Annotated in this window: 20 protein-coding genes; 6 read left to right on the top strand and 14 right to left on the bottom strand. The window is 55.9% G+C overall.

From position 1 onward, the window contains the following. Window positions 1–73: 73 nt before the first annotated feature. Window positions 74–931: a fumarylacetoacetate hydrolase family protein gene (locus tag OSO_RS0141100; RefSeq protein WP_010588497.1), complete on the top strand. Its 858-nt coding sequence runs from the start codon at window positions 74–76 to the stop codon at window positions 929–931. A gap of 97 nt (window positions 932–1,028) precedes the next feature. On the opposite strand, the gene leuS is transcribed toward OSO_RS0141100, so the two are convergent. After that, on the bottom strand, window positions 1,029–3,938 hold the full coding sequence (gene leuS / locus OSO_RS0141095) for a leucine--tRNA ligase (RefSeq protein WP_010588496.1): 2,910 nt from the start codon (window positions 3,936–3,938) through the stop codon (window positions 1,029–1,031). Between the two features lie 524 nt (window positions 3,939–4,462). Between leuS and ruvC the strand changes: the two genes are divergently transcribed. Then, the gene (ruvC, locus tag OSO_RS0141080; RefSeq protein ID WP_010588494.1) at window positions 4,463–5,017 is read left to right on the top strand and encodes a crossover junction endodeoxyribonuclease RuvC; all 555 of its coding nucleotides are present in this window, start codon (window positions 4,463–4,465) and stop codon (window positions 5,015–5,017) included. A gap of 134 nt (window positions 5,018–5,151) precedes the next feature. On the opposite strand, the gene OSO_RS0141075 is transcribed toward ruvC, so the two are convergent. The 9 genes from OSO_RS0141075 to OSO_RS0141030 form a co-directional block, all read right to left on the bottom strand. Next, window positions 5,152–6,375 carry an NPCBM/NEW2 domain-containing protein gene (locus tag OSO_RS0141075; protein ID WP_010588493.1) on the bottom strand — a complete coding sequence of 408 codons (1,224 nt, stop codon included), beginning with the start codon at window positions 6,373–6,375 and terminating at the stop codon, window positions 5,152–5,154. A gap of 20 nt (window positions 6,376–6,395) precedes the next feature. Further along, complete coding sequence (locus OSO_RS47165) at window positions 6,396–7,442, bottom strand: hypothetical protein (protein WP_010588492.1); 1,047 nt, start codon at window positions 7,440–7,442, stop codon at window positions 6,396–6,398. A gap of 165 nt (window positions 7,443–7,607) precedes the next feature. Continuing rightward, window positions 7,608–8,828 carry an NPCBM/NEW2 domain-containing protein gene (locus OSO_RS0141065; RefSeq protein WP_157606275.1) on the bottom strand — a complete coding sequence of 407 codons (1,221 nt, stop codon included), beginning with the start codon at window positions 8,826–8,828 and terminating at the stop codon, window positions 7,608–7,610. A gap of 146 nt (window positions 8,829–8,974) precedes the next feature. Beyond that, window positions 8,975–10,000, bottom strand: a complete 1,026-nt coding sequence (locus OSO_RS0141060; protein WP_010588490.1) for a prenyltransferase/squalene oxidase repeat-containing protein — start codon at window positions 9,998–10,000, stop codon at window positions 8,975–8,977. A gap of 64 nt (window positions 10,001–10,064) precedes the next feature. Next, window positions 10,065–10,433: a hypothetical protein gene (locus tag OSO_RS0141055; protein WP_157606273.1), complete on the bottom strand. Its 369-nt coding sequence runs from the start codon at window positions 10,431–10,433 to the stop codon at window positions 10,065–10,067. A gap of 132 nt (window positions 10,434–10,565) precedes the next feature. Then, window positions 10,566–11,561 (bottom strand): tRNA dihydrouridine synthase, encoded by a 996-nt coding sequence (locus tag OSO_RS0141050; protein ID WP_010588488.1) that lies wholly within the window; start codon window positions 11,559–11,561, stop codon window positions 10,566–10,568. A 105-nt stretch (window positions 11,562–11,666) separates the two neighbouring features. Beyond that, window positions 11,667–12,389: a lysophospholipid acyltransferase family protein gene (locus OSO_RS0141045; RefSeq protein ID WP_029247994.1), complete on the bottom strand. Its 723-nt coding sequence runs from the start codon at window positions 12,387–12,389 to the stop codon at window positions 11,667–11,669. Window positions 12,390–12,560: 171 nt separating this feature from the next. Next, entirely contained in the window at window positions 12,561–13,418 is an 858-nt protein-coding gene (locus tag OSO_RS0141040; RefSeq protein ID WP_010588485.1) for a LamG-like jellyroll fold domain-containing protein, read from the bottom strand. Window positions 13,419–13,950: 532 nt separating this feature from the next. Next, a complete protein-coding gene (locus OSO_RS0141030; RefSeq protein WP_157606271.1) occupies window positions 13,951–14,550 on the bottom strand; it encodes a hypothetical protein in 600 nt (199 codons plus the stop codon). Between the two features lie 456 nt (window positions 14,551–15,006). On the opposite strand from OSO_RS0141030, the gene OSO_RS47160 reads away from it, so the two are divergent. Continuing rightward, a complete protein-coding gene (locus OSO_RS47160) occupies window positions 15,007–15,501 on the top strand; it encodes a ribosome biogenesis domain-containing protein (RefSeq protein ID WP_063710484.1) in 495 nt (164 codons plus the stop codon). A 68-nt stretch (window positions 15,502–15,569) separates the two neighbouring features. On the opposite strand, the gene OSO_RS0141020 is transcribed toward OSO_RS47160, so the two are convergent. Together OSO_RS0141020 and ispF are read right to left on the bottom strand one after the other, a co-directional pair. After that, window positions 15,570–16,133, bottom strand: coding sequence for an HD domain-containing protein (locus OSO_RS0141020; protein ID WP_010588482.1), 564 nt, complete (start codon window positions 16,131–16,133; stop codon window positions 15,570–15,572). A gap of 690 nt (window positions 16,134–16,823) precedes the next feature. After that, window positions 16,824–17,315, bottom strand: a complete 492-nt coding sequence (ispF, locus tag OSO_RS0141010; protein WP_202800048.1) for a 2-C-methyl-D-erythritol 2,4-cyclodiphosphate synthase — start codon at window positions 17,313–17,315, stop codon at window positions 16,824–16,826. 500 nt (window positions 17,316–17,815) lie between these two features. Here ispF and OSO_RS0141005 point away from each other — a divergent pair, with 500 nt between their 5' ends. Next, window positions 17,816–19,165 carry a DUF1501 domain-containing protein gene (locus OSO_RS0141005; RefSeq protein ID WP_010588479.1) on the top strand — a complete coding sequence of 450 codons (1,350 nt, stop codon included), beginning with the start codon at window positions 17,816–17,818 and terminating at the stop codon, window positions 19,163–19,165. A 621-nt stretch (window positions 19,166–19,786) separates the two neighbouring features. Beyond that, window positions 19,787–21,226, top strand: a complete 1,440-nt coding sequence (locus tag OSO_RS0140995) for a trypsin-like peptidase domain-containing protein (protein ID WP_010588477.1) — start codon at window positions 19,787–19,789, stop codon at window positions 21,224–21,226. 58 nt (window positions 21,227–21,284) lie between these two features. On the opposite strand, the gene OSO_RS0140990 is transcribed toward OSO_RS0140995, so the two are convergent. Beyond that, window positions 21,285–23,132, bottom strand: coding sequence for a sulfurtransferase (locus OSO_RS0140990; RefSeq protein ID WP_010588476.1), 1,848 nt, complete (start codon window positions 23,130–23,132; stop codon window positions 21,285–21,287). 556 nt (window positions 23,133–23,688) lie between these two features. Here OSO_RS0140990 and OSO_RS0140985 point away from each other — a divergent pair. Beyond that, window positions 23,689–25,596 (top strand): hypothetical protein, encoded by a 1,908-nt coding sequence (locus tag OSO_RS0140985; RefSeq protein WP_010588475.1) that lies wholly within the window; start codon window positions 23,689–23,691, stop codon window positions 25,594–25,596. Between the two features lie 36 nt (window positions 25,597–25,632). On the opposite strand, the gene truB is transcribed toward OSO_RS0140985, so the two are convergent. Next, window positions 25,633–26,559, bottom strand: coding sequence for a tRNA pseudouridine(55) synthase TruB (gene truB / locus OSO_RS47150; RefSeq protein WP_010588474.1), 927 nt, complete (start codon window positions 26,557–26,559; stop codon window positions 25,633–25,635). Window positions 26,560–26,733: the final 174 nt, after the last annotated feature.

Raw genomic sequence — 26,733 nt, 5'->3', positions numbered from 1 at the left:
ACAGCGGGACGTGGACCAAATCATTTTTTTGGCTCACTTCCAAATGACCGACACTTTTTCCAGGGGATGACTGATGAAGCTGGCGACGTTGTTGACCGATCGCGGACCCAAAGTCGTAGGCGTAGCTCTCGACGGACGCTATGTTGATCTGTGTGAAGTCGATTCCAAGCTCCCCACGACGATGCGCGAAGTTCTCGCTGCCCCAGAAGGCCTGGCGGCAGCCGCTCACGCCTTGGCAGTGGGAATGACCAAGGGACCGTTCGTCACAGGGCGTCTGCTCGCACCGATCGGCAACCCCGACAAAGTGCTGTGCATCGGACTGAACTATCGTGACCATGCGATTGAAACGAATTCGCCCATTCCCAACGAACCGGTCGTCTTCAACAAGTTCTCGCAGACGGTCATTGGTCCCGAGGACGCCGTGATCCTGCCGAAGGTTTCACACGAAGTGGACTACGAAGCGGAACTCGTCGTCATCATCGGCAAACGCGGTAAGAACATCTCCAAAGAGAATGCATTCTCACACGTCGCGGGCTACACCGTTGGCAATGACATTTCGGCTCGCGACTGGCAAAAGGGACGTCCAGGCGGACAGTGGTTGTTGGGCAAGACACCCGATACGTTCGCACCGACTGGTCCATATCTGGTGACCTCGGATGAAGTCGATCCTCACAACATTCGAGTCAGCCTGCGGCTCAACGGCGAAACCGTCCAGAACTCGACCACCAAAGAACTGATCTTCGGTATCGACGAAATCATCGCCCATGTTTCGCAGCTCATCACGCTGCAACCTGGCGACCTGATCTTCACGGGTACGCCACCCGGTGTCGGAGCGGCGCGCACTCCACCGCTGTGGCTGAAGGCGGGCGATCGCATGGAAGTCGACATCGAACATGTCGGCGTGCTGGTCAATCCCGTCGTTGCGGAATGACGTTGCGGAAGGTCACTTTCGATCGATGATGAACACAGCCGGTTGCAGGTCACGAATGAGCTGCAACCGGCTTTTGCATTGGCTTCGTGACGAACAATTACTTCACAACGAAGTTGACCATCTTGCCGGGAACGACAATCGTTTTGACGATCGTTTTCCCCGCCAACTGACTCGCGATGGTTTCATCGGCCTTGGCCGCAGCTTCGATCGTCGCTTGATCCGAACCCGCCGGAACCGTCACCTTCCCACGCAGCTTGCCGTTCAACTGAACCGGAATTTCGATCTCGGATTCGACAAGGTACGCTTCGTTATGCTTCGGCCAGGGCTCGTAGGCGAGACTCTTCGAATGCCCCAACGCGTGCCACAACTCTTCCGCCAGATGCGGAGCAAACGGGCTCAGCAACAGGATGAACGGTTCCATCACCGACTTGGGACGCACGTCCTGAGCCGTGAAATCATTGACGAACTCCATCATGCGGCTAATGGCGGTATTGAAGCCCATCGTTTCAATATCGCGTGTGACCGACTTGATTGTCCGGTGTAACGTCCGAAGCTGGGCCGCCGTCGGTTCGACATCGTGCACGGCCGCATTCAACTGCACCACCGTTTCCTGCTGCTCATCAATGACCATGCGCCAGACGCGTGCAAGAAACCGTGAGACGCCTTCGACTCCCTTCATGCTCCATGGCTTCACCGCGTCGAAGGGGCCCATGAACATTTCGTAGAGCCTGAGCGAGTCGGCGCCAAACTGATTCACGACGATATCAGGATTGATCACGTTTCCACGTGACTTTGACATTTTGTGAGCACGACTATCAATCGCGATATGTGGGTGGCCTTGCAGCACAAAGCCGTCACCCTTCTTTTCGACTTGATCCGCGCCGACTTTCACCGGCGTCGCAAGTTCGCCCGTCTTTTCGACGACACGAGTGGCAACGCCCTCTTCGTCAACACCCTCTTTCAGGTCGCGGACAGAGACCCAGCGACGAGATTCAGGATCAGCCTGAGTGCCTGCAGACTCGCCCAGGACATACGCGGTGAACTCGACTTCACCCAGAATCATCCCCTGATTCACCAATCGCTGGAACGGTTCAGCGGTCGAGACGTGGCCCCGATCAAAAAGCACCTTATGCCAGAAACGCGAATAGAGCAGGTGGAGCACGGCGTGTTCGGCTCCACCGATATACAGATCGACAGGCAACCACGACTTTTCGATCGCCGGATCAAGGAACTGCGTCCCATTCTTCGGGTCGGCAAATCGCAAATAGTACCAGCACGACCCGGCCCATTGGGGCATGGTGTTCGTTTCACGTTTCAGGCGGGTTCCATCCGTGGCCGTCGTATAGAGCCACGAATCGGGAGCTTTGGACAACATCGGCTCGGGCGTTCCCGTGGGCTTGAAGTCGGCCATCTCTGGCAGCAGTACTGGCAACGTTGTTTCGGAATCGGTCCGAAGCAACCCGGTCGGCTGACCGCTTGCATCGAGCTCATGCCAGATTGGAAATGGTTCGCCCCAATAGCGCTGGCGTGAGAACAACCAATCTCGCAAGCGGTAATTGACGGCTTTGTGAGCGAGTCCCTGAAGGTCGAGGTCTGTTGTGATGCGTGACTTAAATTCAAGCGTCGGCAGACCATTGTAAGGCCCCGAGTTGACTGCGACCCCGTACTCGAAGAAGCCTGGTGTTCCGACCGTCGGAGTCTCGACCGGCGCGACAACCGGTCGGACGTCGATCTGAAACACGGTCGCGAATTCCAAGTCGCGGGTGTCGTGTGCAGGCACTGCCATGATGGCTCCAGTGCCGTAGCTGATCAGCACATAGTCGGCAATCCAAACGGGAACTCGTTCGCCGTTGACGGGATTGATCGCGTAACCGCCCGTAAAAACCCCCGACTTGCCCTTGGCCAAGTCCGTTCGATCGAGATCGCTTTTCATCGCCGCCTGTTGACGATACGCATCGACCGCGACTTGCTGTGTCGAGTTGGTCAAGAGCGCAACGGCCGGATGTTCTGGCGCAAGGACCATATAGGTGACGCCGAACAGCGTATCGGGCCGTGTCGTATAAACGCGCAGCACGTCGTTGCCGGGTTCACGTGGAAAACCGGTCTTCGCACGTCCGGATTTCCACTCGTCGAACGACGACTGACCGACAAAGAAATCGACTTCGGCTCCCTCGCTACGGCCAATCCAATTCTTCTGCATTGACTTGATCGAATCGGGCCATTGCAGATCGTCCAATTCGGAAGCCAATCGGTCGCCATAAGCGGTGATTCGCAGCAACCATTGGCGCAATGGAAAACGCTCGACCGGATGTCCACCTCGATCACTTTTTCCGTCCACAACCTCTTCGTTGGCGAGAACGGTTCCAAGTCCTGGACACCAATTGACGGGCGCTTCGTGCTGATAGGCCAAGCGATGCTGGTCCTGATAGCGTCTCACGGCGGCGGTCCCCTGCGCAGCAATCTCGGCCGGGATGGGCAATTCCGAAATCGGACGCCCCTTGCCAGTTCGACATTTTCCATCTGGCCCCGTCCAGACGTGATCACGGTCATACCACGTGTCGAACAGCTGTAGAAAAATCCACTGCGTCCAACGGTAGTAGTCCGGATCAGTGGTGGCGAACTCGCGGCTCCAGTCGTAACTGAAGCCCAGCGATTTCAACTGCCGCTTGAACGTCTCGATATTCTTGGCGGTGGTGACGCGGGGGTGCGTACCGGTTTTGATGGCATAGTCTTCGGCTGGTAAGCCGAACGCATCCCATCCCATCGGATGCAGGACCTGCTTGCCATGCATGCGGCTGAATCGGCTCACGATATCTGTCGCCGTATACCCTTCAGGATGACCGACATGCAGGCCCGCACCGGAGGGATACGGAAACATGTCGAGCACGTACAACTTTTCGCTCGCCGGAGTGTCCGCTTTCAGATCGATCTTGAAGGTCTGGTGCTCGTCCCAATAGGCCTGCCATTTGGGTTCAATCCGTTTGACTTCGTCGTCGTAGCGAGGCATGGGCGTTCTGTCCGTTTCGAAAGATTCGCAGCTCTGGCCAATGACAGAGTGCGGTGTCCATATTCGGAGGCGTGTGGGATCAAAAGGAGTCATCCAGCGGGCAAACGGCAATCCGTCAAAAGCCGCAGGCTTGAGTCGTGGCAGAGCCACACTGACCTGACAGGTTGACGAGCATCGCCCTGGGGCGCGTTGGCCTTTTTCGTGGCGCGTTCATCAATGTGTCAATTCAGGTTTGAAGCTCCCGTAGTCTAAAGATCGATTCGCGTTCTGAGAACTTATCGGGACGTCGAAAACAGAGTTAACCCGTGATGTTTTCAGACACTGCGTCGATTCACAAGGTTCGTTTTCGTCCGATCGCCCATTCTCGGACACCGAAACAGAGTGACACATTCGCCGTTTACCATTACAACTCGGCCAGCCGTCGTGAGTGCGATCAGGCAACGAACGTCGGATCAAAACCGCCAGGTTCCTGTTGTGTCACAGTTTTCACGGACGATTTTGACTCTGCGTGATTGGCAGTCCCTATGTCCTTCGGTTCGCACAATGTCGAGCTGGCCGCACGCGCCGATTGCGTTCTGGGTGTCGATCCGGGGTTGAACCGTACGGGCTATGCGATTCTCGCACGTTCGGCTCGCGAGCCGATCCTGCGGGAAGGAGGGGTGATTCGGTCAACCCAAGAACTGACGCTTGCAGAACGCGTGCTGGAACTGGGACGCGGCTTGAAAGAAGTCATTGAAGAATTCCGGCCTCAGGTCATGGCGATCGAACAGATCTTTTCGACCCCGAAGTTTCCCAAGACCGCCATCTTGATGGCACACGCACGGGGTGCACTCCTTTTCGCCGCCGCCGACGCAGGAATTCCGGTGGTGCACTACATGCCCAATCAAGTCAAACAACTGCTGACAGGCAGCGGCCACGCGACGAAACTGCAGATCCAACTCGCCATTCAACAGCAACTGCGACTAGAGAAGGTGCTGGAGCCGAACGACGTCGCAGACGCGTTCGCCGTGGCATTGTGCCACTACCATAGCTCGCGCGGGGTGCTCAGCAGTTTGTCGAACAATGCGCTGGAATGGTAAACCCAAGGGGACTGGCTCCGCAAGGCGCCTGTCCCCTTGGGTTGAGACAAGCGAGAACTTGGTCATGAGGTTACAAGAATGGGGACAGGCACCTTGAGAAGCCAGTCCCCATTCTTGCAACTTGGCGTGACGCGTTATTTCACCACGCGTGCATTTCCCAAATAGAGGCGGTCGCCATTGTCATGGCCGTCGCTGCCATAGTCGACGAAGATTTCCAACTCGACGACTCCAGACACATCGAGATCCAGAATCTGCGGAACAGAACGCTGAATCGTTCCTTTGTCACCCGGAGTTGAAGCTTTCACCGCGCTTTTGAAGAGCGTTTTTCCGTCTCCTTTGAATGTGACATCCACATCGCCGTATCGGATCTCGTCGCCGATCCCCATGACCGACTGGAACCGACGATATTCGCCGCCCAGCCGATACTTCAACATCGATTGAGAATGGATGGCCAGACCTTTGGCATACGGCTTGTCTCCGAGTGTGATCGGACCACCTTCAAAGTTCTTGTCGCGTCGAAATTCGTAGACGGGAAAGGCACCGGGGAATCCGAATTCCGGAGTGTACTTCATGGCGCGTGGTTCAAGGTCGGAGAGGTACGTCACTTTTCCCAGGCTGTAGTCGAGCCCGCGAAACAGATCTGTGGCAATCTCAAACTCCGCACCGGAAACCAATCGAACTTTCCAGGCGGTCCCACTCCAGGCAACCGCCTTCAGTGCCAGTCGGTCACCGGTGTTGAGATCCAATTGCGCAATCGCTTTTTTGGCTGTGCTTTCACGCTTCGAATAGATCAGACCGAAGACTTTTTCGCGTTTGATGGGAATGTCGTCGCCATCCATCTGGAACTGCATGGTCGCCTCACCAAGTGCCCCGACGACACCGTCCAAATGGTCAAGCACGTCTCCCTTTCGTACAGCCACCACATCTTTCTTGATTGTTCGCTCGACCAGTTTGGCCCACTCGGCGTCAATCTTGGGATCAGACGGCGCGAGTCGCACGCTGAAAATTGCGGCCGTGGGAATCTTGATTTCGCCCAGCTGCGAATGGCTAATGGTCGCGGTTGAACCCGAGGACGTCATCGATTTCGCACGCAATCGCGAATCGTCAACCAGACGAATTTCAATCGCCGGATCGGACGCGACCGCAGGCGGAGATACCGTCGTTCGGATCTGCAGAACTTCACCGATTGGAATCGTCTGCGATTTGGCGTCGGACTTCACCGTCACCGATTCCGCCGTGAATGATTCCAACGTCCCTTCGTATTGCTCACCAGGAAGTGTCACCACCTGAACGGCGGGTGATTGAACGGGCTGCACCTGTGCCACCGCCAACCAGACAAGCAAGGAAAGTCCATTCATCGTAAGGTCAGCTCCGCTGGTTATTTCTTCTTGGCAGCCCGGGTGGCCAGCTTCTTGGTGTACTTTTCGATCGCCTGCTCGTAGTGCGAGGGGAAGTTCTTATTGAGGTCGTTCTTGGCCTTCGTCAAATCTTTCTCGGGCAAGTTTCCCCAACTTCCCTTCTTATCGAACTGCTTTTTGTCGGTTTCGCCAGGAGCCTCGGAGCCTTTGACGCGGCTGTCGTCCGCAGGGCCCGCGGGAGTATTCTGGTCGCCCCCCTGGCCGCCCGATCCACCGCCACCACCACTCTGTTGTTGCTCGATCTTTTTGATGATTTCGTCGAAGTCAGAAATGATCCGTTCCTGAACACCCTGAACTTTCTCGCCGGCGCGTCCCAATTCCAATCGTCGCTCGGAATCGGCCATCAGCCGCGCGATCTCGCCGAGTGACTTTTCCTGAAGCCCTTTCAAATCCACCTGCATCAAAGCGGCGGTCGCCGAATAGCGGACGGGAACCCGTTCCGTGTTTGTGAGCAACTGGTCGATGGCTTCCAGTGCGGGCTTCAGTTCCAACATTCCCTGTGCCGCCACCGCCTGAAAGAAAAACAGTGACGCCGGATCGACGACCTGCTTGGCATCGACGCTTTTCAGAATTTCCCACGATTCATCGAATAAGCGTCGTTCGACCAGATAGCGGCCGTAGAACAGCCCCAGGTTCGCTCGACAGAAGGGACTTCGCGTCATCTTGTTGATGACTTCATACCGTGGCACCACCACTCCGACAGGCGGCGCATTGCATTCCTGGACCAACTTCATCACTTCGGGATCGACGAGGGCCAACGAATGAATGACGAGGTCGAGCAGTTGCTCGGGCGTGAGAGACTCACCCCGCTCCATCCAGATCTGTTCCACCTGCCGCCGGACATCATCCGTCGCCTGCTGTTCATTCAGCCAGGCAGAGATTCGCGATCGCCCTTCATCGGGTTTCAGCGGAGCATACAGCTCGGACGCCGCCCACGCCGAAGAGACACCGCTCGCGAAGACAATTCCCGTTGCCAGGACCACGAGGCAGATTGCGATTCGGCTCATGAAGGTCTCTCAGAATCCAGAAACCACTGAAATCATCGACGTGTCATTATTCATCGACGTGCCTGAAGTATAGTCACCAGCATGTCGCCGAGGAAATAGGCGCGTTTCGCGAAGTTTCACCGTTCTCCGGATTTTTACCTGTCTGCGGATTCCCGCAGACCGCCATTAGTCGGCATTGATGAGCAACACAGGGTCACACCAATCGGCATAGTCCGAAACATCGGCGTATTGCCCAAATTCGACAATTAACGTCAGACGCTTCCGCCCCTTCAACGAAATGGACGGAACGTTCACTGGTGCCGATTTGCCAGTGATTTCAGGACTCATCCAGACTCGCTGGTCATCGACATCAATCGCAAACACAACACTGCCCGCTCCGTTGGCGATGTCATCAATCCCAACTACTGTCTGGAACTCACTTTCGTTACCTTTGAGCATGTAACTGACGAGCATCCGGCTATGCGTCCCCAACCCCGAGACATACTCCATCCCGCGCAGCGTCAATGGTCCGTATCGGACATTCGCATTCCGGACCAGGGGCCACATCGTGGACAAGTACGGCGTAAACTCCACCTTCTGTGGCTCGTAATCGCTGAGCGGAATGAGGCGACCACCGTACAGGTGACACGCATGAATATCCTTCCATGGCAATTTCAGCGGCTTGATTGCCGCCGATTTCAGCGTGAGAGTCTCGCTCGTTGCTTCGAGACTGGTCGTCGTGAGCCGACTTCCATCGGTCAGCGTCAAGGTCGCGCGGCGACCGGTGACTCGTGCGGCGTTCGTGAGCTCTGGATTCATTCTCAAGGCACGAATCCGACTGCGATCCAGTTTTAAGACCGAATTCCCGGATTTCAGTTCCAAAAACGCCGCGTCCAACTGCTGAATTTCCCCAAGTGACCGGTCGCCATTGAGCAGCATGACGACGTCGTTACCTGGTGGAAGCGTTTCGAGATCGGCAAACAATCGCATGCGTTCGCCAATTGTGGCAGGTAGATCAAGAATCACGGCCGAAACCCGTTCAAGGGGAATCGGCTCGATCGCAGCCTCTTCAAGCACCGGCCAGCTCACTCTCAGTGCATCATTCTTGATGTCGACCGCGCGGGCAGCGATTCGGTCACCGTTCGCCAGCCAGACGCAGGCGCCGCCCCCCGTCGGTGCTAGAAGGGGGTGATCAAATACGATCGACCGCACCATGTCGAGCGTCATTTCGCGAAGAGGCTCTGATTCAAGAAATAACCGATCAGAGGCCATTCGCTGGATCGCGGCAGTTGTTCGCACGCCCGCGATGTCTGTGATGACCGCCGCGTCCGCCGCAGCGGCGAAGGATGTCTGTAACAGTTGCGTGAGAATGACACAGCCGATCACCAAGCCAATCGGAAAGGTCACAAAACCGAGTTCCTTGGAATCGTCGTGATCCGCACAACCGGGATGTCCGACAGGCACGCCCCTGCGTGCGAACCGATGAAAACGGAGTCGGCAGAAATTCGAGGAATCCACATCATCCATGCTGAATTCGCAGTCCGCTGAAATATCTATCGCTGAAAAATTGGCAACAGGTTGTTTGGCATCTGCAAAATCAGGCAGGCCATTGCCGTGCCGTATTCGATATTGATCCGGGAATCAATCCAACTGCCATCCGGAGCCTGACGGCTGATCAATTCATCTCGAATCGACGGATACCAGGCTCGCCAATAGTCATCGCCGGCATGCCACATGGCCTGCACGGCATAATACTGTCCATAGAAATAATGCGGATCGTCACGAAGCAGGTCACCACGCGGCGGCGAGCGAAGAAGATACTCCAGCCCACGTTCCACCTCACGCCCTTCAGCGATGCCGGCGTTGTACATCACGACGACGCCCGCCGCCGATCGTGGAAAATCGCTCGTTTTGGGCCCGGCAAGCTGATAGCGAAATCCACCGTCTCGATTCTGACATTTGCGAACATATTCGACGCACTGATCGACCGTCGATTTGGGCACGGCGATGCCGCAGTTTCGAGCAGCACGGAGCGCCATCATCTGACAGACTGTCACCGACACATCAGCTTCGCGCCCGTCGGGAAAATAACGCCAGCCGCCTTCTTTGTTTTGCGAATTGATAATCAGTTGGGTCGCAGATTTGAGGGCCTCGCGCACTTCTTTCTTCGGAGTCATTCCATAGACTTCGGCCAGAAACAGCGTCGCAAACCCATGACCGTACATCGGCCCATGCTCATTGGCGTTTTCACGTCGGATAAAGCCCGTGGGACCGACGCGTGACAGAATGTAGTCGATTGATCGGTCGACATGAGCAGACGTCTGACCTCGTCCAGGAACATGTCCGGCGGAAAGAAATGCCATTCCGGCCAGCGCTGTGACCGCGACATTCGACTTGTAAATCCCGGCCTTCCCGTACGAGCCGTCGGCATTTTGATTGTCAGCGAGATAGGCAAGCCCGCGATTGATCGCACGCTGCGTTTCAGCGGTGACGAATTCCTGTCCATGCGATTCAAATGAGCGGGACGGCTTCGCCTGAGCGTACACGCGCGAGGTGAGCAACGAGATCAACACCATCATGGCGACCGTAATTCGCGTTGCCCGCAAGTTGAAAGGTCGTGCGAGCTCGGCCGATGCCCCGCGATTACCAACCAGGAGCCGCTGCCACAGGCGTCGAGTTCGACGGTGTTTGCCAGAGTGACTGAACGGGATATTGAGCGGCCCCCATCGGCACCGCATTGGGATCCCAGGCATATTTGTGTTGCGGGTAACCATACGCCGCCTTGATGTAGCGCAAATCGAAGCTTTTTTGCGAATCTGTCCGTGGCTCCATGAACACACGGGGACGAGTAAACGTTTTCGGACCAGCCTCTTCGTCAGGAAATGGATCGTGAAACTTGAATGAAGCAATCTCATCCTTGGCAGGTCGTGGACGACATGTCAGCCACCGTGTTTCCGGCGTGCCGCAACCCACCAACATCACGATTACCAGCGCCTGTACTGAACGATCCATCGTCCGGTTCATTCCCGAGCCTCCTCGCTCGAACGAATCTGCTGCTCCATCGGCAGATTTCGCCGAACGCAGAGTATACCCCACGATCGAATTTGACGGATAGGCCGGATCGCAAAATGAAGCGAGCAGCACTCAGTCCGGTACCGCGACAGGTGACGCCAGTGGCACGGCCGAGGCAAAATGCTCGCGGACGAGTCTGCGGAAATCCTGTACGTTCCTGACCTGCTGAATCGACGTGCGAAATTCCTTGAAGTTCGAGAGAAACTTCGCAAAGTAGCAACTCGTTCTTGGCAAACGCTTTAAGGCCAAGTGATTCCCATAATACTCGAACTCACCCTCCACGAGTTGCAACAGGACGCGCGCTCGTTCGGCCGCCGAAGGGGGAGCCATTTCCGCACCGCCTATCGCCAGCGAACGTGCCTGCTGGAAGATCCAGGGATTTCCCAGGCAGCCACGGCCGATTGCCGCACCATCCGCATTCGTCTCTTTTAGAAATCGAATCGCATCCGCAGCAACGCGGATTCCTCCACTCCCCAGAACAGGGATTCGCACGGCGTCTTTCACCCGCGCGACGACCGACCAATCGGGCCCGCCGACATACGACTGTGCGACGCTGCGAGCATGAACGTCCACTGCGGAGGCCCCCGAATCCTCGGCCATTCGAGCGATCTCGGGTGCGGTTTCGTGCTCTCCATCAGGACCTGAACGAATTTTCAACGTCACCGGGATCGAGACGACTCGGACAACGGCCGCCACAATCGTGGCAATCGCCGCGGGATCGGCCATCAAGGCCCCACCTTCACCGCGACCAATCAGCCTTCGAATGGGACATTCGAAATTCAGATCAACGATGGAAAAGCCCTGTGATTCCACGATCTTGGCCGCTTCTGCCATCTCATGCGGATCACGGCCGCTGATTTGTCCGACCGAGGGTCGTTCTCCGGGACTTGTCGAAAGCAGCCGCATCGCCCGGCGGTCGTGTTTCACGATATCGCAGGCATCGATCCGCTCGCCACACACGAGACTGGCCCCGTATTGCTTCATGAGCTGACGAAACGGAGGATTTGTGTGCTCTTCCATCGGAGCGAGCGTGATGGGGTGAGCGACTGCAACGTGACCGATGCGCATGTGCGGTAAACCTTCTTCGAGAACGCAAGACGGCGCACCATAGCAGCAAGGGACGTCCGGACAAAACCGACACGCGAGATTTCGCGGGTGGACAATTGGTCCGATTTACGCGGCTTTTTTCTGACGTGGAACGAATGCGGCACTCGAATGGCCCGTAAACATTCGATCGGCCTGCTCGTTCAACTGATCCATCGCCTGCTGAGCCAGATCGAGATACTGCGACAGTTGATCGCGTGTAACATCGGCCGGAATGGCGATCGGTGCGCCCGTCATCAGATAGATGGTGGTGAACGGCATCGGAATCACCAGATCCGTCCAACTTCCGCGGATTCGCCAGGCACTTTTAGCCACGAACGCACCAGGCAGAATTTGACGATTCGTTTGAGCGGCGACGAACAGCGGCCCCTGTTTCATCTGCCGCCGCGGACCGCGCGGGCCGTCTGGCGTAAAAATGATGTGCATGCCCGCGGTGTCGGAAATCAGCTGACGGAGCGCCTCGGCCCCACCGCGCTGGCTCGAACCACGCACTGTCGTGTAGTCGAGGCAAGCCATGGCTTCGGCCAGATACGATCCATCCTGATGCTTACTGACCAGACAACAACACTGCTTCCGCATCGACTCTGGGCAGGCAAATGTCGGCAGCAGCAAGGCATCGTGCCACACGCAAAGGACATATCGCTGTGCGTCCGGCGTGTTATACGAAGGATCCAACCCGGCATCGAGCACGTCACCGATGAACTTCTTGCGGCATGTTGCGAACAACATTCGACAGGCCGCCACCGCACAAAATGCCGCTGCTTTCGTCAACCAGCGGCTTCGGATCTTCACGATTCATCGCTCCCACAACACCGGAATCAAAGTTGCCTTTCGTGTCGCAGCACCACTTGAACGCGGCAACAGCAAACGCCAGCCTTTGACTGTAGGAGAATTTCCCAAAGTGGGGAATGGCATTCGTCGCAGGACGAGCACTTGAGATTCGACAAGGTTAATTTTGTCAGATCACTTGGAATGCAGCTCGCCCAAGCCGCTTTTCAACTGATAAACCTGCTTTACCTCCGCTGCGGTCAACACGCGATTGAAGACACCCAAATCGTCCAGATAACCGACGTACGCAGCACCGAGCACCAACTGGACCTGAGCCGGGTTCCAGCCGAACGTCAGATCCCAATTCTCGATGCGACCCTGGGACTGACCATTCAGATACAGTTCGCCGGCCGGTTTTTTCGATTTGTCGTTGATGTTCTCCAAAGTGAACACGACGTGCGTCCACGCGTCTCGGGTGAACGGAGCACGTGCGACCTGAACCATCGGACGCTTTTCAAACGGGATGTCCGCCCATTGAATATTGGTCGGATTCCAGATGTGAAACAGTGGCCGGATGGCATAGCGGAAAAAACGTGGCGTCTCATCTTTCGACCACTCCAGGAAGATGAAGCCTTTCTTCAGATCGTCTCCGATGATTTGGACCGGATCGCAATAGCCCGGCTCAAGATCCTTGTCAGGATCGAGTCGCAGCCAAACGCTGACCGTCGTGCTCCAATTTTTGTCGTTGTAGCCCAGGACGCTTTCCCCGAAGAATTGAGGACGCAGGTTTCCTTTCTTCGTGAAATGCAGTGCACCACCGTAACGTCCCTCCGCCTTCGCGAATTGCACTTCATCATTGGCCACCGCAGGAACAAGCCCCGTATTGATCCGTGTCGAGCAGGCCTTGCTACCCTTCGAGAAATCGGCGTCGAAGGTCGTATCAAACGATGCATGAAGTGTCAGTGCCTGCGAAAGGGCGACGGTGTCATCAGCAACTCCCCACTGAGAAATCAGCAGGCAGCCAACAAGCGCGATCTGGGCGATGATTTTCATGGTGTGGCGAGACTTCCATCCGGTGGTGCGATATTGGTCTGGAACCAGGCAAGAAATAACGTGAGCTTCCGCATTCTGCGAAGGGACCACTCTTGTTGCAAGTTGGCATGCATGCAAGGAGAGACGCAGTTTGCCTATCGATCAACACCGTGAACGATTTATGGGGCGTTTTTTGTGTGTCACTGAATCGAGAAAAAGTAACTCAGCAAGCCGAGGAGCGTTCCGGTGTGTTGAAATAACGGGGACTGGCTCCGCAAGGTGCCAGTCCCCGTTATTTCAACACACCTGCGAATGGGAATGAAAAGATTCTTGGTCGTCACCACCCACGCACGGCGATTCAATCAACATGCCGGTTCGCGCTCGCGGCCGTATTCGTACGACCACTTCGTGCGATTTGCAGGACTCTCGGCATAAAAAACATGACACGTGTGATTGATAAATGCATCACTGACGGAACATCGAAGATCCGAGAGCGAACGCTTCTTGGCTCGCCTAAAATCCTTGGGCTTGAGTGGCGTCGGCCCTTCTGATGTCAACCTGCACCGAGAGAGCCGTTCGCTCGCTGGCTGGCTGCCTGTGCGATGAATGAAGTCACCGACTCAAGCAGTGATCCGTCTTTTGATTCGTCGATGACTGTGATGCTGCGAAGCGGCGATCGATCAAATTTCACCTGGCGACGCCGGGCAGTGACGTTCCGCGTGAATCGATGTTCGAGAAAGAATGCACCTGGCGAATCCATCAGGCGTTCAGCCAGCGACTCCTGAGTCAGCTCGATTCGCTCATCGGACGGCGCATCGTCTGCTGCGGCTGCGTCGGCCGTTCGGCGAAGCCAGCCCAGCACCTTTGGCGACGACGGTTGATCCCCGAACGGCCACCATTGATGGGCGCGTTGCGAAGTGACTTCCGTCCACGCGCCATTCAATCGGCGCCGTAGCCGTGGCAGAAACAGCAACCCCTGCGTGGTGACGACAAACGAACCATAATTGGGCAATGTACGTCGATCGACAGAGACCGGTCCCAGTACCGCCAGAGGATTGCCAAGAATTTCTGTTAGAAGTTCGAGCGCGGGATCGGGAAATTCCAGACAAACATCCGCACCGCACTCCGGACACAGGTCCGCGTGAGTTTCCACCCAGGTAAAACATCGCTGACAGAAAACGATGAGATTCTGCATACACACAATTTGCAACAGGAATAGGTAACCGTTCACAGGCCGGGGACTGGCTCATTTCCCCACGGTATAGGGAAGGATTACCCTAGTCGATGCACTGTGGATTCCAATTGAACCGGGAAAATGTGCCTGCCCCCCCTCTATTCTAAGCTGTGAACGGAATCGTACTGATCCCAAGACAGTATGCATCAAGTTGAGAAAATAATGAAGATCGATCGCCGAGTTCCCGCCGAAACAAATCGGGATGGATTCTCGTTCACGGATTCACATTCCCAACTGACGAGGCGGGTGAGTCACATTTTCCGAAAGGGGAAAACCGACCGCGAACGGGCGATGGGTAAATCCGTCTCAATGATCTGGATTCCACAACGATGTCGGCGCTTGACCTGTCACAGACGATCGTCGATCCTGCGTGGCATGAATCCTCCACAGACCATCATCATTGTCCATCCACGTGAACGGCGTGCGAAATGTACGGTCCATCCGCTGCGACAGCGACCTGGATTTCAGTTTTACAAGCACCCACGCGTCCCTCAAGAGCTGACTGGATACGTCCGGTTGGGCCTCGGAGGACCTCTATTGAGCGAAGCGGACAAGAACAGTGGATTGCTGGTTCTCGACGGAACTTGGCGCTGGGTCGAGCCAATGGAACGATTGACCGCGTCCGTCCCCGTTCGCAGCTTGCCCGCTTTGACCACCGCGTATCCCCGCTCGTCAAAGGTTAGCGAAGATCCCGACGGGGGGCTGGCCACGATCGAAGCGATTTATGCGGCCTACCGCCTGTTGGGACGCGAGACAACTTCGCTGTTCGATCACTATCGTTGGGGGCCGCAGTTTATTGAGCAAAACCAACAATTTTGGCCACCTGATTCAATCACTCCGATTTCGGATACGGTTCGAGCATGCGAATGACGCGTGCCCACAGTTCGTAAAGTGCGCGACGCTTTGAGCCGCCAAGACGATCCTGAAAATCCGGGGGATCATTCGGTTGTCAACAACCCCAGCTCCGCGGCAATTGGCTGCAGGGCAGCGATACAGAAACGGATATGCTCATCCAGATCGACACCCAGGTCAGCGGCACCGCGTGTAATGTCTTCACGATGAATCGACGCCGCAAACGACAACTGCTTTAGCTTTTTCTTGACACTCGATGCCGTCAATCCTTCCAGTCGTTGGGGTCTCACGAGGGCGCACGCGGTGATAAATCCGCAAAGCTCGTCGCAGGCATAAAGAGTCTTGTCGAGGTTCGACACCCGCGGGCAATCGGGTAGATAATCGGCATGTGACTTGATGGCATAGATTACGTCGTCGGGATAGCCGTGCTCTTTCAGAATCTCCGCCCCTCGCAGCGGATGATCCGGCGGATCGGGCCAGCGCTGATAGTCGAAATCGTGCAGCAGCCCGACGGTTCCCCATTTCGCTTCGTCTTCGCCGAATTTCCGAGCATACGCGCGGCACGCGGCCTCGACAGCCAGCATATGCTTCACCAGACTTTCGCTGTCGGTGTAACTCTTCAGGAGTGCAAGATCGTCCTCGCGCGACATGTGGTGGCTCCTGCTAGAACACGAAACTCGTTCAGGGGATCACCGGAAATTTTACGGCGACGCCCCAATCCCCGATAGTTCGGCCCACACCGTTCAAGCAGGTTCGCGAGAATTGTCCACAGGCCGGGGACTGGCTCATTTTCCCAAGACTAAGGACAGAGTTGCGATGGTCGAAGCACTGTGGATTCCAATGGTCTGGGGAAATGTGCCTGCCCCCCCTCTCTTCAGACTTTGAACGGTTGCAATCCGCCTTGTTGCTTGTCGAGATGTCCAGAGAATCTCTTGCAGATATGATGTTCTGCATGAGCAATGACAACAGCCTGCCTGCGAAAGACTCCGCCAACGGGACCGAGTGCCCCTGTTGCCATCAGCATTTTGTGTGCGACGTCCAACAAGGCAAAGACCATTGCTGGTGTATGACGCTGCCTCGGATCAAGTCAATCAGCGGACAGTGCCGCTGTTTTTGTCCTGCGTGTCTGGAGAAAGTGATTGCAGAGCGAGAATCAACAGCGACGCATTCGACACGGCCCTCGCCCTGAATCAGGGTGCTACCGCAGACTGAGAATGCGTTGTCAGCGCGAGAAATGGGAATTGGGGGCTGAGACTGGACGAGCGATCGCGCTGAATGCCGTGGGGTTTCGGCAAAGCCCTCCAACCCTGACCACTCCAAGATTCAGGTTTGACACTCCATCAGGTTGATCGAATCAGCAGGACAATTGCGTCGGCGTCGATCGCCTCTTGCCGTCCAATCGGTCCAACTTTCTCGCCAGTCTTGGCTTTGACGTTGACTTGGGCCACGTCGATTTCCAACAGTTCCGCAATGCGGTGTGCGATTGGCTGCTTGAAGGCGGAGAGTTTTGGTCGCTCGGCATGAACGGTGCAGTCCAAATTGGCAACTTCCCAACCGTGCCGTCGGACTTCTTGCACGGCATGCTGCAGAAACAGGGCTGAATCTGCATTGGCCCAGCGCGAATCCGTGTTTGGAAACCATTCGCCAATATCGCCCAACCCCGCCGCTCCTAGCAGAGCGTCTGTCACCGCGTGGAGCAAAACATCGGCATCGCTATGCCCGTCGAGACCGAGTTCAAATGGGATCGGCAAGCCGCCCAGAATCAAGGGGCGCCCCGCAACCAGGCGATGTCGGTCATGCCCCAATCCCACACGCATTCCCGGCGCGCTCATCAAAATTTGCTTTCTGAAAATCTCAAGAGTCGAACCCAATTCCGTCAGATTCCGGTTTTAACATAGAAGAATGAAGGAACACAGCGCGGGCGCCCTTCACAATCCCGCGAGAACTTTCACGGCCGCCGTCAACTTACCGCCGACACGCAATCTGCGCATATTATGCCGATTTCGCCGATTAGCACGGGTGGATGGGAACACAAAAACGACGAACAGTCATTGATCAGCATCTTTCGATGCTAAGATAGGAGATGGAGCGAGAGATTCGCCTAAGTCTCGATAGGACATGTTCATTCGTCCACAAAACTCCGGAACGCCGGATGATGTAACGAGTGTGTCGGAAATGACAGAGGCTTGACCTTCGAGAAGCGGCTTTGGTACGCTAACTCGACGTATCAACGAAGACTGAAGTAACGCGCTTGCCTACCTCCTGTGCGGTGTGTCGCTCACCATACAGATTCCCCACCCCAAAGCAGCGACATCGCGAAAGGACGGCCTCTATGCTGACACTTTTCGGAAAATCCGCGCGATATTGCGATGGACTCAGTCGACGTGGCTTTTTGAAGATTGGCGGTTTTGCATTTGGCTCCGCCGCTTCATTGTCGCTTGCCGATGTTCTGCGAGCAGAGCATGTGAGTGGCAAAAAAGCATCACAAAAGGCGGTCATCAATATTTTCCTGGGTGGCGGTCCGCCGCATCAGGACATGTGGGACATCAAAGTTGACGCGCCGCGCGAGATTCGCGGTGAATTTGATCCGATCCGTACCAACGTCCCGGGAATCGAAATCGGCGAATGCTTTCCCAAGATCGCCGCGATGATGGATAAGTTCGTCGCGATTCGAACCGTGGTCGGGAATGAAGGGGGACACGACGCATTCCAGTGCTATACCGGGTGGGGACGCCGAAGCATTGCTTCCGTTGGCGGTCGCCCCAGCATTGGAGCGGTGCTCGGTAAATTGTACGGCCCGACCGATCCAGGGGTCCCGGCCGCCGTGGCACTCGCGGAAAAGACACAGCACGTTCCCTGGTCCGACCCGGGTACACCCGGTTTTCTGGGCGCGGCGTATCAGGCGTTCAAACCGCAAGGTGAAGGCACGTCGGACATGCGATTGAATGGCATGTCGCTCGATCGCCTGCAAGATCGCAAGGCACTTCTGGGTGGTCTGGATTTGCTGAAGCGCGACGTAGACTCCACGGGCATGCTGCGTGGTATGGACGCATTCTCTGAGGCGGCATTTGGCGTACTTACGTCCAGCAAGCTGGTCGACGCCCTCGATATCAGCAAAGAAGATCCCAAGGTTCGCGAACGTTACGGCGACGGAAAGCCCTATAAGTTCCAATACGACGGTGCCCCCACCTGCAACGAACATCTGCTAATTGCTCGACGGCTGGTCGAAGTTGGTGTGCGCTGCGTGACCTTGTCCTATGGACGCTGGGACAGCCATGGTGACAACTTCAATCTGGTTCGCGATCACGGTTCGAAACTCGATCAAGCAGTCAGTGCTCTGGTTCAGGATCTCGACGAGCGTGGCATGCTGAAAGACGTCACGGTTGTGGTCTGGGGCGAGTTTGGACGAACCCCACGCATTAACCCCGGCGCAGGTCGCGATCACTGGCCTCAAGTCAGTTGTGCACTTCTCGCCGGTGGTGGAATGAGAACTGGGCAGGTGATCGGCTCGACCAACCGTCTGGGTGAATATGCCAAAGACCGGCCGGTCGACGTGCAAGAAGTCGTCGGAACGATCTACCGCAACTTGGGAGTCGACCCCATGTCGGTTACACTGAGGGACCCAACAGGTCGCCCACAATTCTTGGTTGACCGCCGCGATCCAATTACCGAATTGGTCTAAGTCGGAATACGGTCGCGATCGGCAGACTCCGTAAACTCAAATATCGAGGCCAATGCCACAAACGGTGGTGTTGGCCTCGATTTCTTTTTGGATACGTGCCCCACGAGCGACGACGACACGTCGCTGGCAACCCGCGTCTCTCGTGCGGGCCCCCAATTTCGGGCGACCGAATCTGCAAGATCTGCCGCTACGTGAGTTTCGCAATTTCTCGCTTTTTTTCCTGCGACGAGCACCCCGCCCGAACAACCGCAACACTTGACGCAGAAGCTTGAGTCGGACGAATTCTTTCGTCTCACATCGGCGTTTTACGCCGCACATCCATGCCAACTTGCGCAAGACGATCGCACTTACTCGTCCCACTTGAGTCAACTCGCGGGATGTCGGGCAGAAGTCGGAACTGACGTTCGAGTCAGTGGCATAGTTTCGCTGTTTTCCACTTCGTAGGAATGGGCAAGCTGTTCACGTCTAACGGGCTGGGTTTCAAGCGGTTTCAGGTGATTCGTCGATGCTGAAGCCTAACGGAGATGAAGGACCGTCCTCCGGAACGAATCGAGGGAGTGTGGCAGACGCTTTGTGAACATCAACCATTGTCCGACCTCAGCGCCCACGAGTAGACTTTTCATGACAAAACGTCTTTATATCTGCAAGCTGTGGAGTGCCATGTTCCTGCTCGCAGGAACGGCTGTGGTCTCTGCATCCGAGAGAATGACTCTGGAAGTCAAAGCCGTGCGTCGCGCGCTTCCTTCCGTAGGAAACATTCATACGGAAAAAGCCGCGACTCCGACGAACCATGTGTTCAACTCGGAAAAGGCTCGCAAGATCAATGGAATGGGTACCGGGATCATCATTGATGATCGTGGTTATATGGTGACGAATTACCACGTCATCGCCGATGTCGACACGATTCGAGTCGATATCGAAGACGAGAACCGGATGAAATCCAGCTATATCGCGAAACGAGTCGTGTTTGATCGCGAGCATGATCTGGCGATCATTAAGATTGACGGCAGCCCGTCGAAGCCGTTCAAGGTCATGCCTTGCGGAACATCGTCTGATCTGATGCTCAGCGAACGCGTCATCGCCATAGGAAATGCCTTTGGATATGACGGTACCGTTACACTGGGAATTATCAGCTACCTCGGCCGCGACGTCGAAGCGAACGAAACCGTCTCGTACAAGAACCTGATTCAGACCGATGCAGCAATCAATCCTGGCAACAGCGGCGGACCATTGATCAATATGGACGGCGAAGTGATCGGGATCAACGTCGCTATCCGCGCCAATTCGCAGAAGATTGGCTTCGCGATTCCCATCGATGACGCTCGCAAAGTCATTGCCAAGTTGATGAGTATCGAAAGCCTGGATCGCAATTCTCACGGTCTCGTCACCAAGGATGTCAAATCCGGGTCAGATCGCAAGCTGATTGTGGATGGATTCCAATCGAACAGTCCTGCGGCACTGGCCGGTTTCCGAGCCGGCGACATCATCACAAAAGCAGGATCCGTCGACGTTGTTGACGCCGTTGATCTGGAACGAGCTCTTCTTCATCGTCGTGTGGGTGAATCAGTCGAGATCACCATCCTGCGAAACGACAAACTCGAAAAGATGTCGCTCGGATTGGCTCAGTACACCGGTGGACGTGCTCAACTGAGCGGTGACGTCCAGGTGACCTCGCGAGCGAACAATGACGAGAGTGATCGGTTCTGGTCGCAGCTCGGACTGCGAATGGTCAATCTGCCAGCAAGCGAACAGAAGTCTCATCTATCAAATACGAAGTACCGTGGTGGAATGCGAATTCTCGAAGTGAAAGCTGACAGCCCGGCTGCAGCGAACGGAATTCGAAAGGGTGACGTCCTGGTCGGTTTGGATAAGTGGGAAACCATCAGCGTCGACAATATCACCTGGATCATGAACCACCTGAGTGGCCAGACGGTGTCCGCCGACTCACCACATCAAGTCAAGTTCTACGTGGTTCGTGCCCAGGAAACGCAATGGGGTTTCCTGCCGCTGACGCAAACGGCACAACAGCCCGTGCCACGAACAGCTTCGCTTGGAAACTGACAACGACTGATCACGATGAGATATTTCGCTTCGAGCAACTCGCTTGCTCGGAGCGTTTTCATTTTCCGGCGTCTGATTCACACCACGACGGAGGCGGTGCCTCAAATGTGACTCGCCGCCTCGTCAGCGGGTGCACAAGTGCGATTCGATGCGCGAACAAGCAGAGCGGTGCACTGCCCAACGCCGCGGTCTGGACCTCACCGAGACGGCGATTCGGCAGGTAGGTTGGATCGCCGCAAATGGCATAGTCCAGATGCCACAGATGAACGCGGATCTGATTCGTCCGTCCTGTGATCGGGACGGCTTCTAACAGTGAGGTCCCGTCGGGATACCGGTCGAGCACGCGAAACTCAGTTCGTGCAGGAAGCCCGTGCTCGAAGTCAATCGCTCTAGACCCCAGCTCGCTCGCTTCATCTTGAATTGGCAAGTCACAGTGAAACTGATCATGCGGTGGATGCCCCTGCACCCGCGCAAGATAGCGCTTTTCAATTCCCCCACCTTGATTAGGATCAAACTGTGCCTGCAATATTCGCGCGAAATGGCGCGTGCGACTGAATAGAACCAGGCCGGTGGTGTTTGCATCAAGGCGATGAGCAGGTCTTGGGCTTTGAGGATGATAAAGCTTGCCAAGGATGTGTTGCAGCGTGTTTCGGTTGAATCGGCCGCACGGGTGCATCGGAAGCGGTGCTGGCTTGTGAACCACCAGAATCGCCTCGTCTTCGTGGACAATTCGAATCTCCGCGTTCACATCGGGCTCTGGAGCAGCAGGCTGCACATGAAAGTACTGAGCGCCCGCACGCACAATCGCGTCCCCGGCGACAGGTGTCGATGATTCGTCCTCTAACGTGCGTCCTTGTCTGGGCACATGTCGTTTTCGCAGCCGACCTTCGTCGCACGCGCGTTTCCAGTCATCCGCTGGAATGTGACTGAAGATTGTGGACAGAAAATCGAGCATCGTCCGCCCGTCGAATTCGGCAGGAACATTCAGTGGACGATGGTTCTCGTAAGGCTGACTACCTGGCAACGGCGAAACAATTCGGCGAAGCAATTCATGCCGCTCGATCAACGACTGGTTGCGCAATTCGTCAGGTGGCTGAAAACAGAATGGGCACGATTTCCCTTCGATGAATCGAGCGTCGGCTCGATCGTCAGAACTGAGCGGCGACTGGCACACAAAGCACTGTGTGGTTTCAGTTTCGTGCAGACTGGGATCGACGCCGACACGCTGATCAAACACGAAGCATTCACCCGTGTAATGGTCCGCTCCGCATTCTTCGAAATATTTCAGGATGCCGCCATCGAGTTGAAAGATCTGTTCAAACCCCTCGCGCTGCATGAAAGGCCCGGCCTTCTCGCAGCGAATTCCGCCGGTGCAAAACATCACGATCGGCTGCTGCTTGAGAGAATCCGGAAGTTTTTGCACCGCCTGCGGAAAATCGCGGAAATGGTCGATCTTCAAATTGACCGAATTCTGGAACGTGCCCAGCTGAACTTCATAGTCGTTGCGCGTATCCAGCAGAACAACCGAACGCCCCTCGTCGAGCCAGCGTTTGAGTTCCTGGGCCTTCAATTTTGGCGAGGGATTGCGGGCGGGGTCGATACCTTCCACACCGAAAGCAATGATTTCGCGTTTGATTTTGACGAGCATACGTCGGAAGGGTTGCTCGTCACTTTCGCTGAATTTCACCTCAAGCTGCTCAAGTCCCGGAACCGAGCGCAACTCCTGAAGCAGCGAATCGATCGAGGCCCGAGTTCCGGCAACGAACAGATTGACCCCTTCGGTGCTGAGCAGAATTGTGCCCTTCAACCGCCACCCCTTGCACAGAGCGCTCAGTCGTTCACGTAACGCTTTCAACTCCTGTAGTGGAGCGAATTTGTAAGCGGCAATATTGGTGTAGGTCGACATAGGCGTTTCTAAACTCAAGTGGCAGGCATCCCGGTGTGTAACGTAGCGGCCGTCTTCCGCACGAGGAAGTCTGGCGTGAGAGCGCATTTCCACGGATCGCGAGCAACTCGTCCAACCGTCAGGAGCGACGCCAGCTCATAGGGCGTCAATCGAGCCAATTCCGCACTGCTAATCGCACTCAACAAACCCGCACAAGTGTTCCCGCCTCGATCGAATTTGCAGGCAATTGCTGCATTTCAGGCACTTCTGCAGTGACACTTTGTCGTGGCAAGCTATGACGATTGCGAAGCATCCACTACTTGTCCCGTACCATGTAGTGGACGCATTCGCCAACTGCCGAAAAACCAGCACGTCCTTTGACGTATATTCCCAATCGCGGATGACTTCATCAGCGATTGGTGCCGATTCCCGCAGTTCCTGGCCGTTCGAGAATGTCGCCGCAATCGCATCGGCTGAATTCCGAGCGGCGCAGTCTTGTGGCCTGCCTACGCTCGCGCTCGCCCGAATGCCGATATGAGATTAGACGACGAAGCGTCTGTATTGGTCAGGAGTTATTGTGCGAAAATTTGTTTTTCGGTCTGCCTTGAGGCCCGCACTGATTGCTGGGTTGCTCTGCGTCATGTCAGAGCCCGAGCATTCCATTGCGCAGGTAGGCCGTGCGAAGTCCGTCGCCCGACAGTTCTTGAACAATTCGGCGCCAGCCCCGGCACCTGCGCCCACCCCGTCGCTGGCCCCCGCACCGGTCCCGGCAACGGCGGCCACCGCGAACCAGCCGGGTACGACGGAATTGGGCGCCGCGGCGAAATCTCAACCCGTCGATCCGTTTCAGCAGATGCTGGATCGCGCGATCGAGGTCACCAGCAAACGCTATCTGACTGCAACAGGAAGCAACCCGCATTCGCCATGGCAGATTTTTCACTGCATCCTGGCCCTGCGGAATGAAACCCTGCTGAAGTCCGGTTCCGAAAAGATCAACGCCATCCAGTGGCTATCAACGACAGAGCCAAAGTTCGCTGGCGAACCTTGGCTGATGCTGACGCCGCACGGTGCGAAGTTCCATCCGTACACACAGAAGTATTACTTCGAAGGTCATCCGGGACAGTTCCTGGCTCTGCTTTCCCATTCGAACTTGCCACTGGATCACAAATTCCATGTGCAAGGAAAAGTGGTCACGCTGAATGACCTGCTCAATAACACGATGAAAGAAGTCAACACCAAGGAAGAAGTGACCTGGGTCCTGTGGACCCTGCAGCACTACCTCAAATCCGACGCGGTCTGGCTCAATAAGGACAATGAAACCTGGAGCATTGAACGGCTGGTTCAGATGGAATCAGACGCACCGGTCGTTGGAGCCCCCTGCGGTGGAAATCACCGCTTGTTTGCTTTGACGCGCGCCCGTGACAAGTACCTTCAAAACGGGGGGAAATTGCGTGGAGCCTGGTTGCAAGCCGACAGGAAAATTCGGCAGCACATCGAACTTGCACGCTCACTGCAGAATGAAGACGGCTCATTCTCGAGTGAATCGTACAAAGGGAAGATGCATACCAACGACGTCAACAATCGATTCAATACGACCGGACACACGATGGAGTTCCTGTCTATCAGCCTTCCGCAGGAACGCTTGAACGAAACGTGGGTTCGCAACGCGGTCTGGACGCTGTCTCGAGAACTGGTGGCTCATCAGAACACGATGATCGATTGCGGACCGCTGTTCCATTCGCTCGACGCGTTGATTCTGTATCGTGATCGCATTCGTCCCAAAGCACCTGTGGTGGAATCACCTAGCGAGCCGCCACAAATCGCCAATCCAAAGTCGGACATTCCGCTGTCAGCATCACCGAGCATCTTGACGCCTCCTGTCGCGGTCGCCCAGCCCTCACTGGTCGTGCCAAAAACCGCGACGGCGCTGTCTGAAGAAACAAAAGCGAATTTGCCTCAAGCAACAAGCATCCCAGTTCCTCCTACGGACACTGCACGACTCGAAAACTCTGTCAGCGAATCGAAACCAGAATTTACTCGACCAGCGCCACCGCCATCGCACGCCACCTCGGTGGTCGCACGACCGGCCTCTTCGAAAAACCCTCAATTCAAGATTGATGCGAACAGGTTCCGCGACGTCGGAAACCCCGCTCCACCGCAAAAAGTCCTGGATCGGAAACCCATGACGGGCCGAAGCGGCAACCGCGATCAGTTCCCTCTGGCGGCTCCCGCGCTGCTGCCAGATACGATTGCCACACCGCTGCAGATTTCCGCGTCCGCGGTCGAGAAAGCTCAAGCCGATTGTGGCGAGTCATCACCCGTCACTCGAAAATCTGCGTGGGTTCCGAGTGCAGAAAGTTCAAAACGCGATCCCTTGCCGCTCGATGAGATACCACATCCCCTGCGGGATCTGGTACCGATCGACCAGCTCGAGTCGATCGAATTCGATGATTCGGCATCAGCGCTTGAACCTGCCAACGGCTAAGTTGGTTTTGATGCAGTACTCGCTTCCCGGCGTACGTTACGACGCCGGGAAGATGATGCGAGGCTGAAGTCGTTCCGTCGCCGCATCCAGTTCGCCAACACCCACCAGTTGGCCCTCCGAATCAACGAGGGATGTACGGCGTTCAAACCGATTCAAATCGGAATCATTGGTGGCGGGGTCCGAAGCAGCGATGCTTTGCCCGCAGCGAACGGCGATCGCCTCGGCCTGCGTCAGCTCGCGTCTTGGCAGGTGTGACACAATTTCGAGCGGTGATCTTAGCATTTGACCAATCGATTCTGCCGTAATCTGGTCAGATTGGACGGCATTGGCGATCTCATAGTGGCCAACTGCAAGCCGCCGAAGGTCGGTCATTAGCGCGCCACATCCCAGCCTGGCACCCAAATCCCGGCCGATCGACCGAATGTACGTCCCGCCGCCACAGATGACGTCCAATTCAAATTCGGGAGGTTGAAACGCCGTCAGTTCCAGCGAAAAAATGTCGACGGGCCGAGCAGCCAGCTCAACCGTCACGCCGCGCCGTGCCAGATCGTAAGCCCGCTGGCCTTGAACGTGCACGGCCGAAAACTGCGGAGGCGTCTGATCAATGCGACCAACAAATTGCGTCAATTCGGCCTGAAGCTGCGCTTTGGTAATCCCACTCCAGTCACCCCCCGCCTGAAGATTTCCCGTCACATCATCGGTGTCACTGGTTTGGCCGAGTGCAAATCGGCCCAAGTATCGCTTACGTCCTTCCTGCACAAGATTGATGAGCCGTGTGGCGTGGCCGACACACACGACCAAAACGCCAGTCGCCAATGGATCAAGGGTACCGGCATGGCCGGCTTTGGCGGGACGAACCAATCGAACCACCTGATTCACAATGTCACGTGAGGTCACCCCGGCTGGCTTGTCAACATTGAGCACACCACAGTAGGTCATTTCTTCTTGGCCGATCTCTTCCATTAAAGCGTTTGCGATTTCGTCCGTTCACCAACAGACTTGCACGATCCGGTGCAGCATAAGTGGAATCGCAAACTTTCGGGAGTCATCACCAGCAGTCACCGTGGTGCGCTTGCTGTTCACCTTGTTTGGCGAGACACTGCTGTCACATCGCGGTCATCATTTGATTCCAGGCCC

The organism is Schlesneria paludicola DSM 18645 (assembly GCF_000255655.1).
Classification (GTDB): domain Bacteria; phylum Planctomycetota; class Planctomycetia; order Planctomycetales; family Planctomycetaceae; genus Schlesneria; species Schlesneria paludicola.
The sequence above is the reverse complement of the archived record's forward strand: the minus strand, read 5'-3'. Positions and strand labels throughout refer to the sequence as shown.

Excerpts from the sequence above, each read along its gene's own strand:
- truB (WP_010588474.1), bottom strand. The coding sequence starts at position 26,559 with ATGGAAGAGATCGGCCAAGAAGAAATGACCTACTGTGGTGTGCTCAAT.
- OSO_RS0141075 (WP_010588493.1), bottom strand. The coding sequence starts at position 6,375 with ATGAATGGACTTTCCTTGCTTGTCTGGTTGGCGGTGGCACAGGTGCAG.
- OSO_RS0141040 (WP_010588485.1), bottom strand. The coding sequence starts at position 13,418 with ATGAAAATCATCGCCCAGATCGCGCTTGTTGGCTGCCTGCTGATTTCT.
- OSO_RS0140990 (WP_010588476.1), bottom strand. The coding sequence starts at position 23,132 with ATGTCGACCTACACCAATATTGCCGCTTACAAATTCGCTCCACTACAG.
- ruvC (WP_010588494.1), top strand. The coding sequence starts at position 4,463 with ATGTCCTTCGGTTCGCACAATGTCGAGCTGGCCGCACGCGCCGATTGC.
- OSO_RS0141050 (WP_010588488.1), bottom strand. The coding sequence starts at position 11,561 with ATGCGCATCGGTCACGTTGCAGTCGCTCACCCCATCACGCTCGCTCCG.
- OSO_RS0140995 (WP_010588477.1), top strand. The coding sequence starts at position 19,787 with ATGACAAAACGTCTTTATATCTGCAAGCTGTGGAGTGCCATGTTCCTG.
- OSO_RS0141020 (WP_010588482.1), bottom strand. The coding sequence starts at position 16,133 with ATGTCGCGCGAGGACGATCTTGCACTCCTGAAGAGTTACACCGACAGC.
- OSO_RS0141060 (WP_010588490.1), bottom strand. The coding sequence starts at position 10,000 with ATGATGGTGTTGATCTCGTTGCTCACCTCGCGCGTGTACGCTCAGGCG.
- OSO_RS0141055 (WP_157606273.1), bottom strand. The coding sequence starts at position 10,433 with ATGGATCGTTCAGTACAGGCGCTGGTAATCGTGATGTTGGTGGGTTGC.
- OSO_RS0141005 (WP_010588479.1), top strand. The coding sequence starts at position 17,816 with ATGCTGACACTTTTCGGAAAATCCGCGCGATATTGCGATGGACTCAGT.
- OSO_RS47165 (WP_010588492.1), bottom strand. The coding sequence starts at position 7,442 with ATGAGCCGAATCGCAATCTGCCTCGTGGTCCTGGCAACGGGAATTGTC.
- leuS (WP_010588496.1), bottom strand. The coding sequence starts at position 3,938 with ATGCCTCGCTACGACGACGAAGTCAAACGGATTGAACCCAAATGGCAG.
- ispF (WP_202800048.1), bottom strand. The coding sequence starts at position 17,315 with ATGAGCGCGCCGGGAATGCGTGTGGGATTGGGGCATGACCGACATCGC.
- OSO_RS0141100 (WP_010588497.1), top strand. The coding sequence starts at position 74 with ATGAAGCTGGCGACGTTGTTGACCGATCGCGGACCCAAAGTCGTAGGC.
- OSO_RS47160 (WP_063710484.1), top strand. The coding sequence starts at position 15,007 with ATGAATCCTCCACAGACCATCATCATTGTCCATCCACGTGAACGGCGT.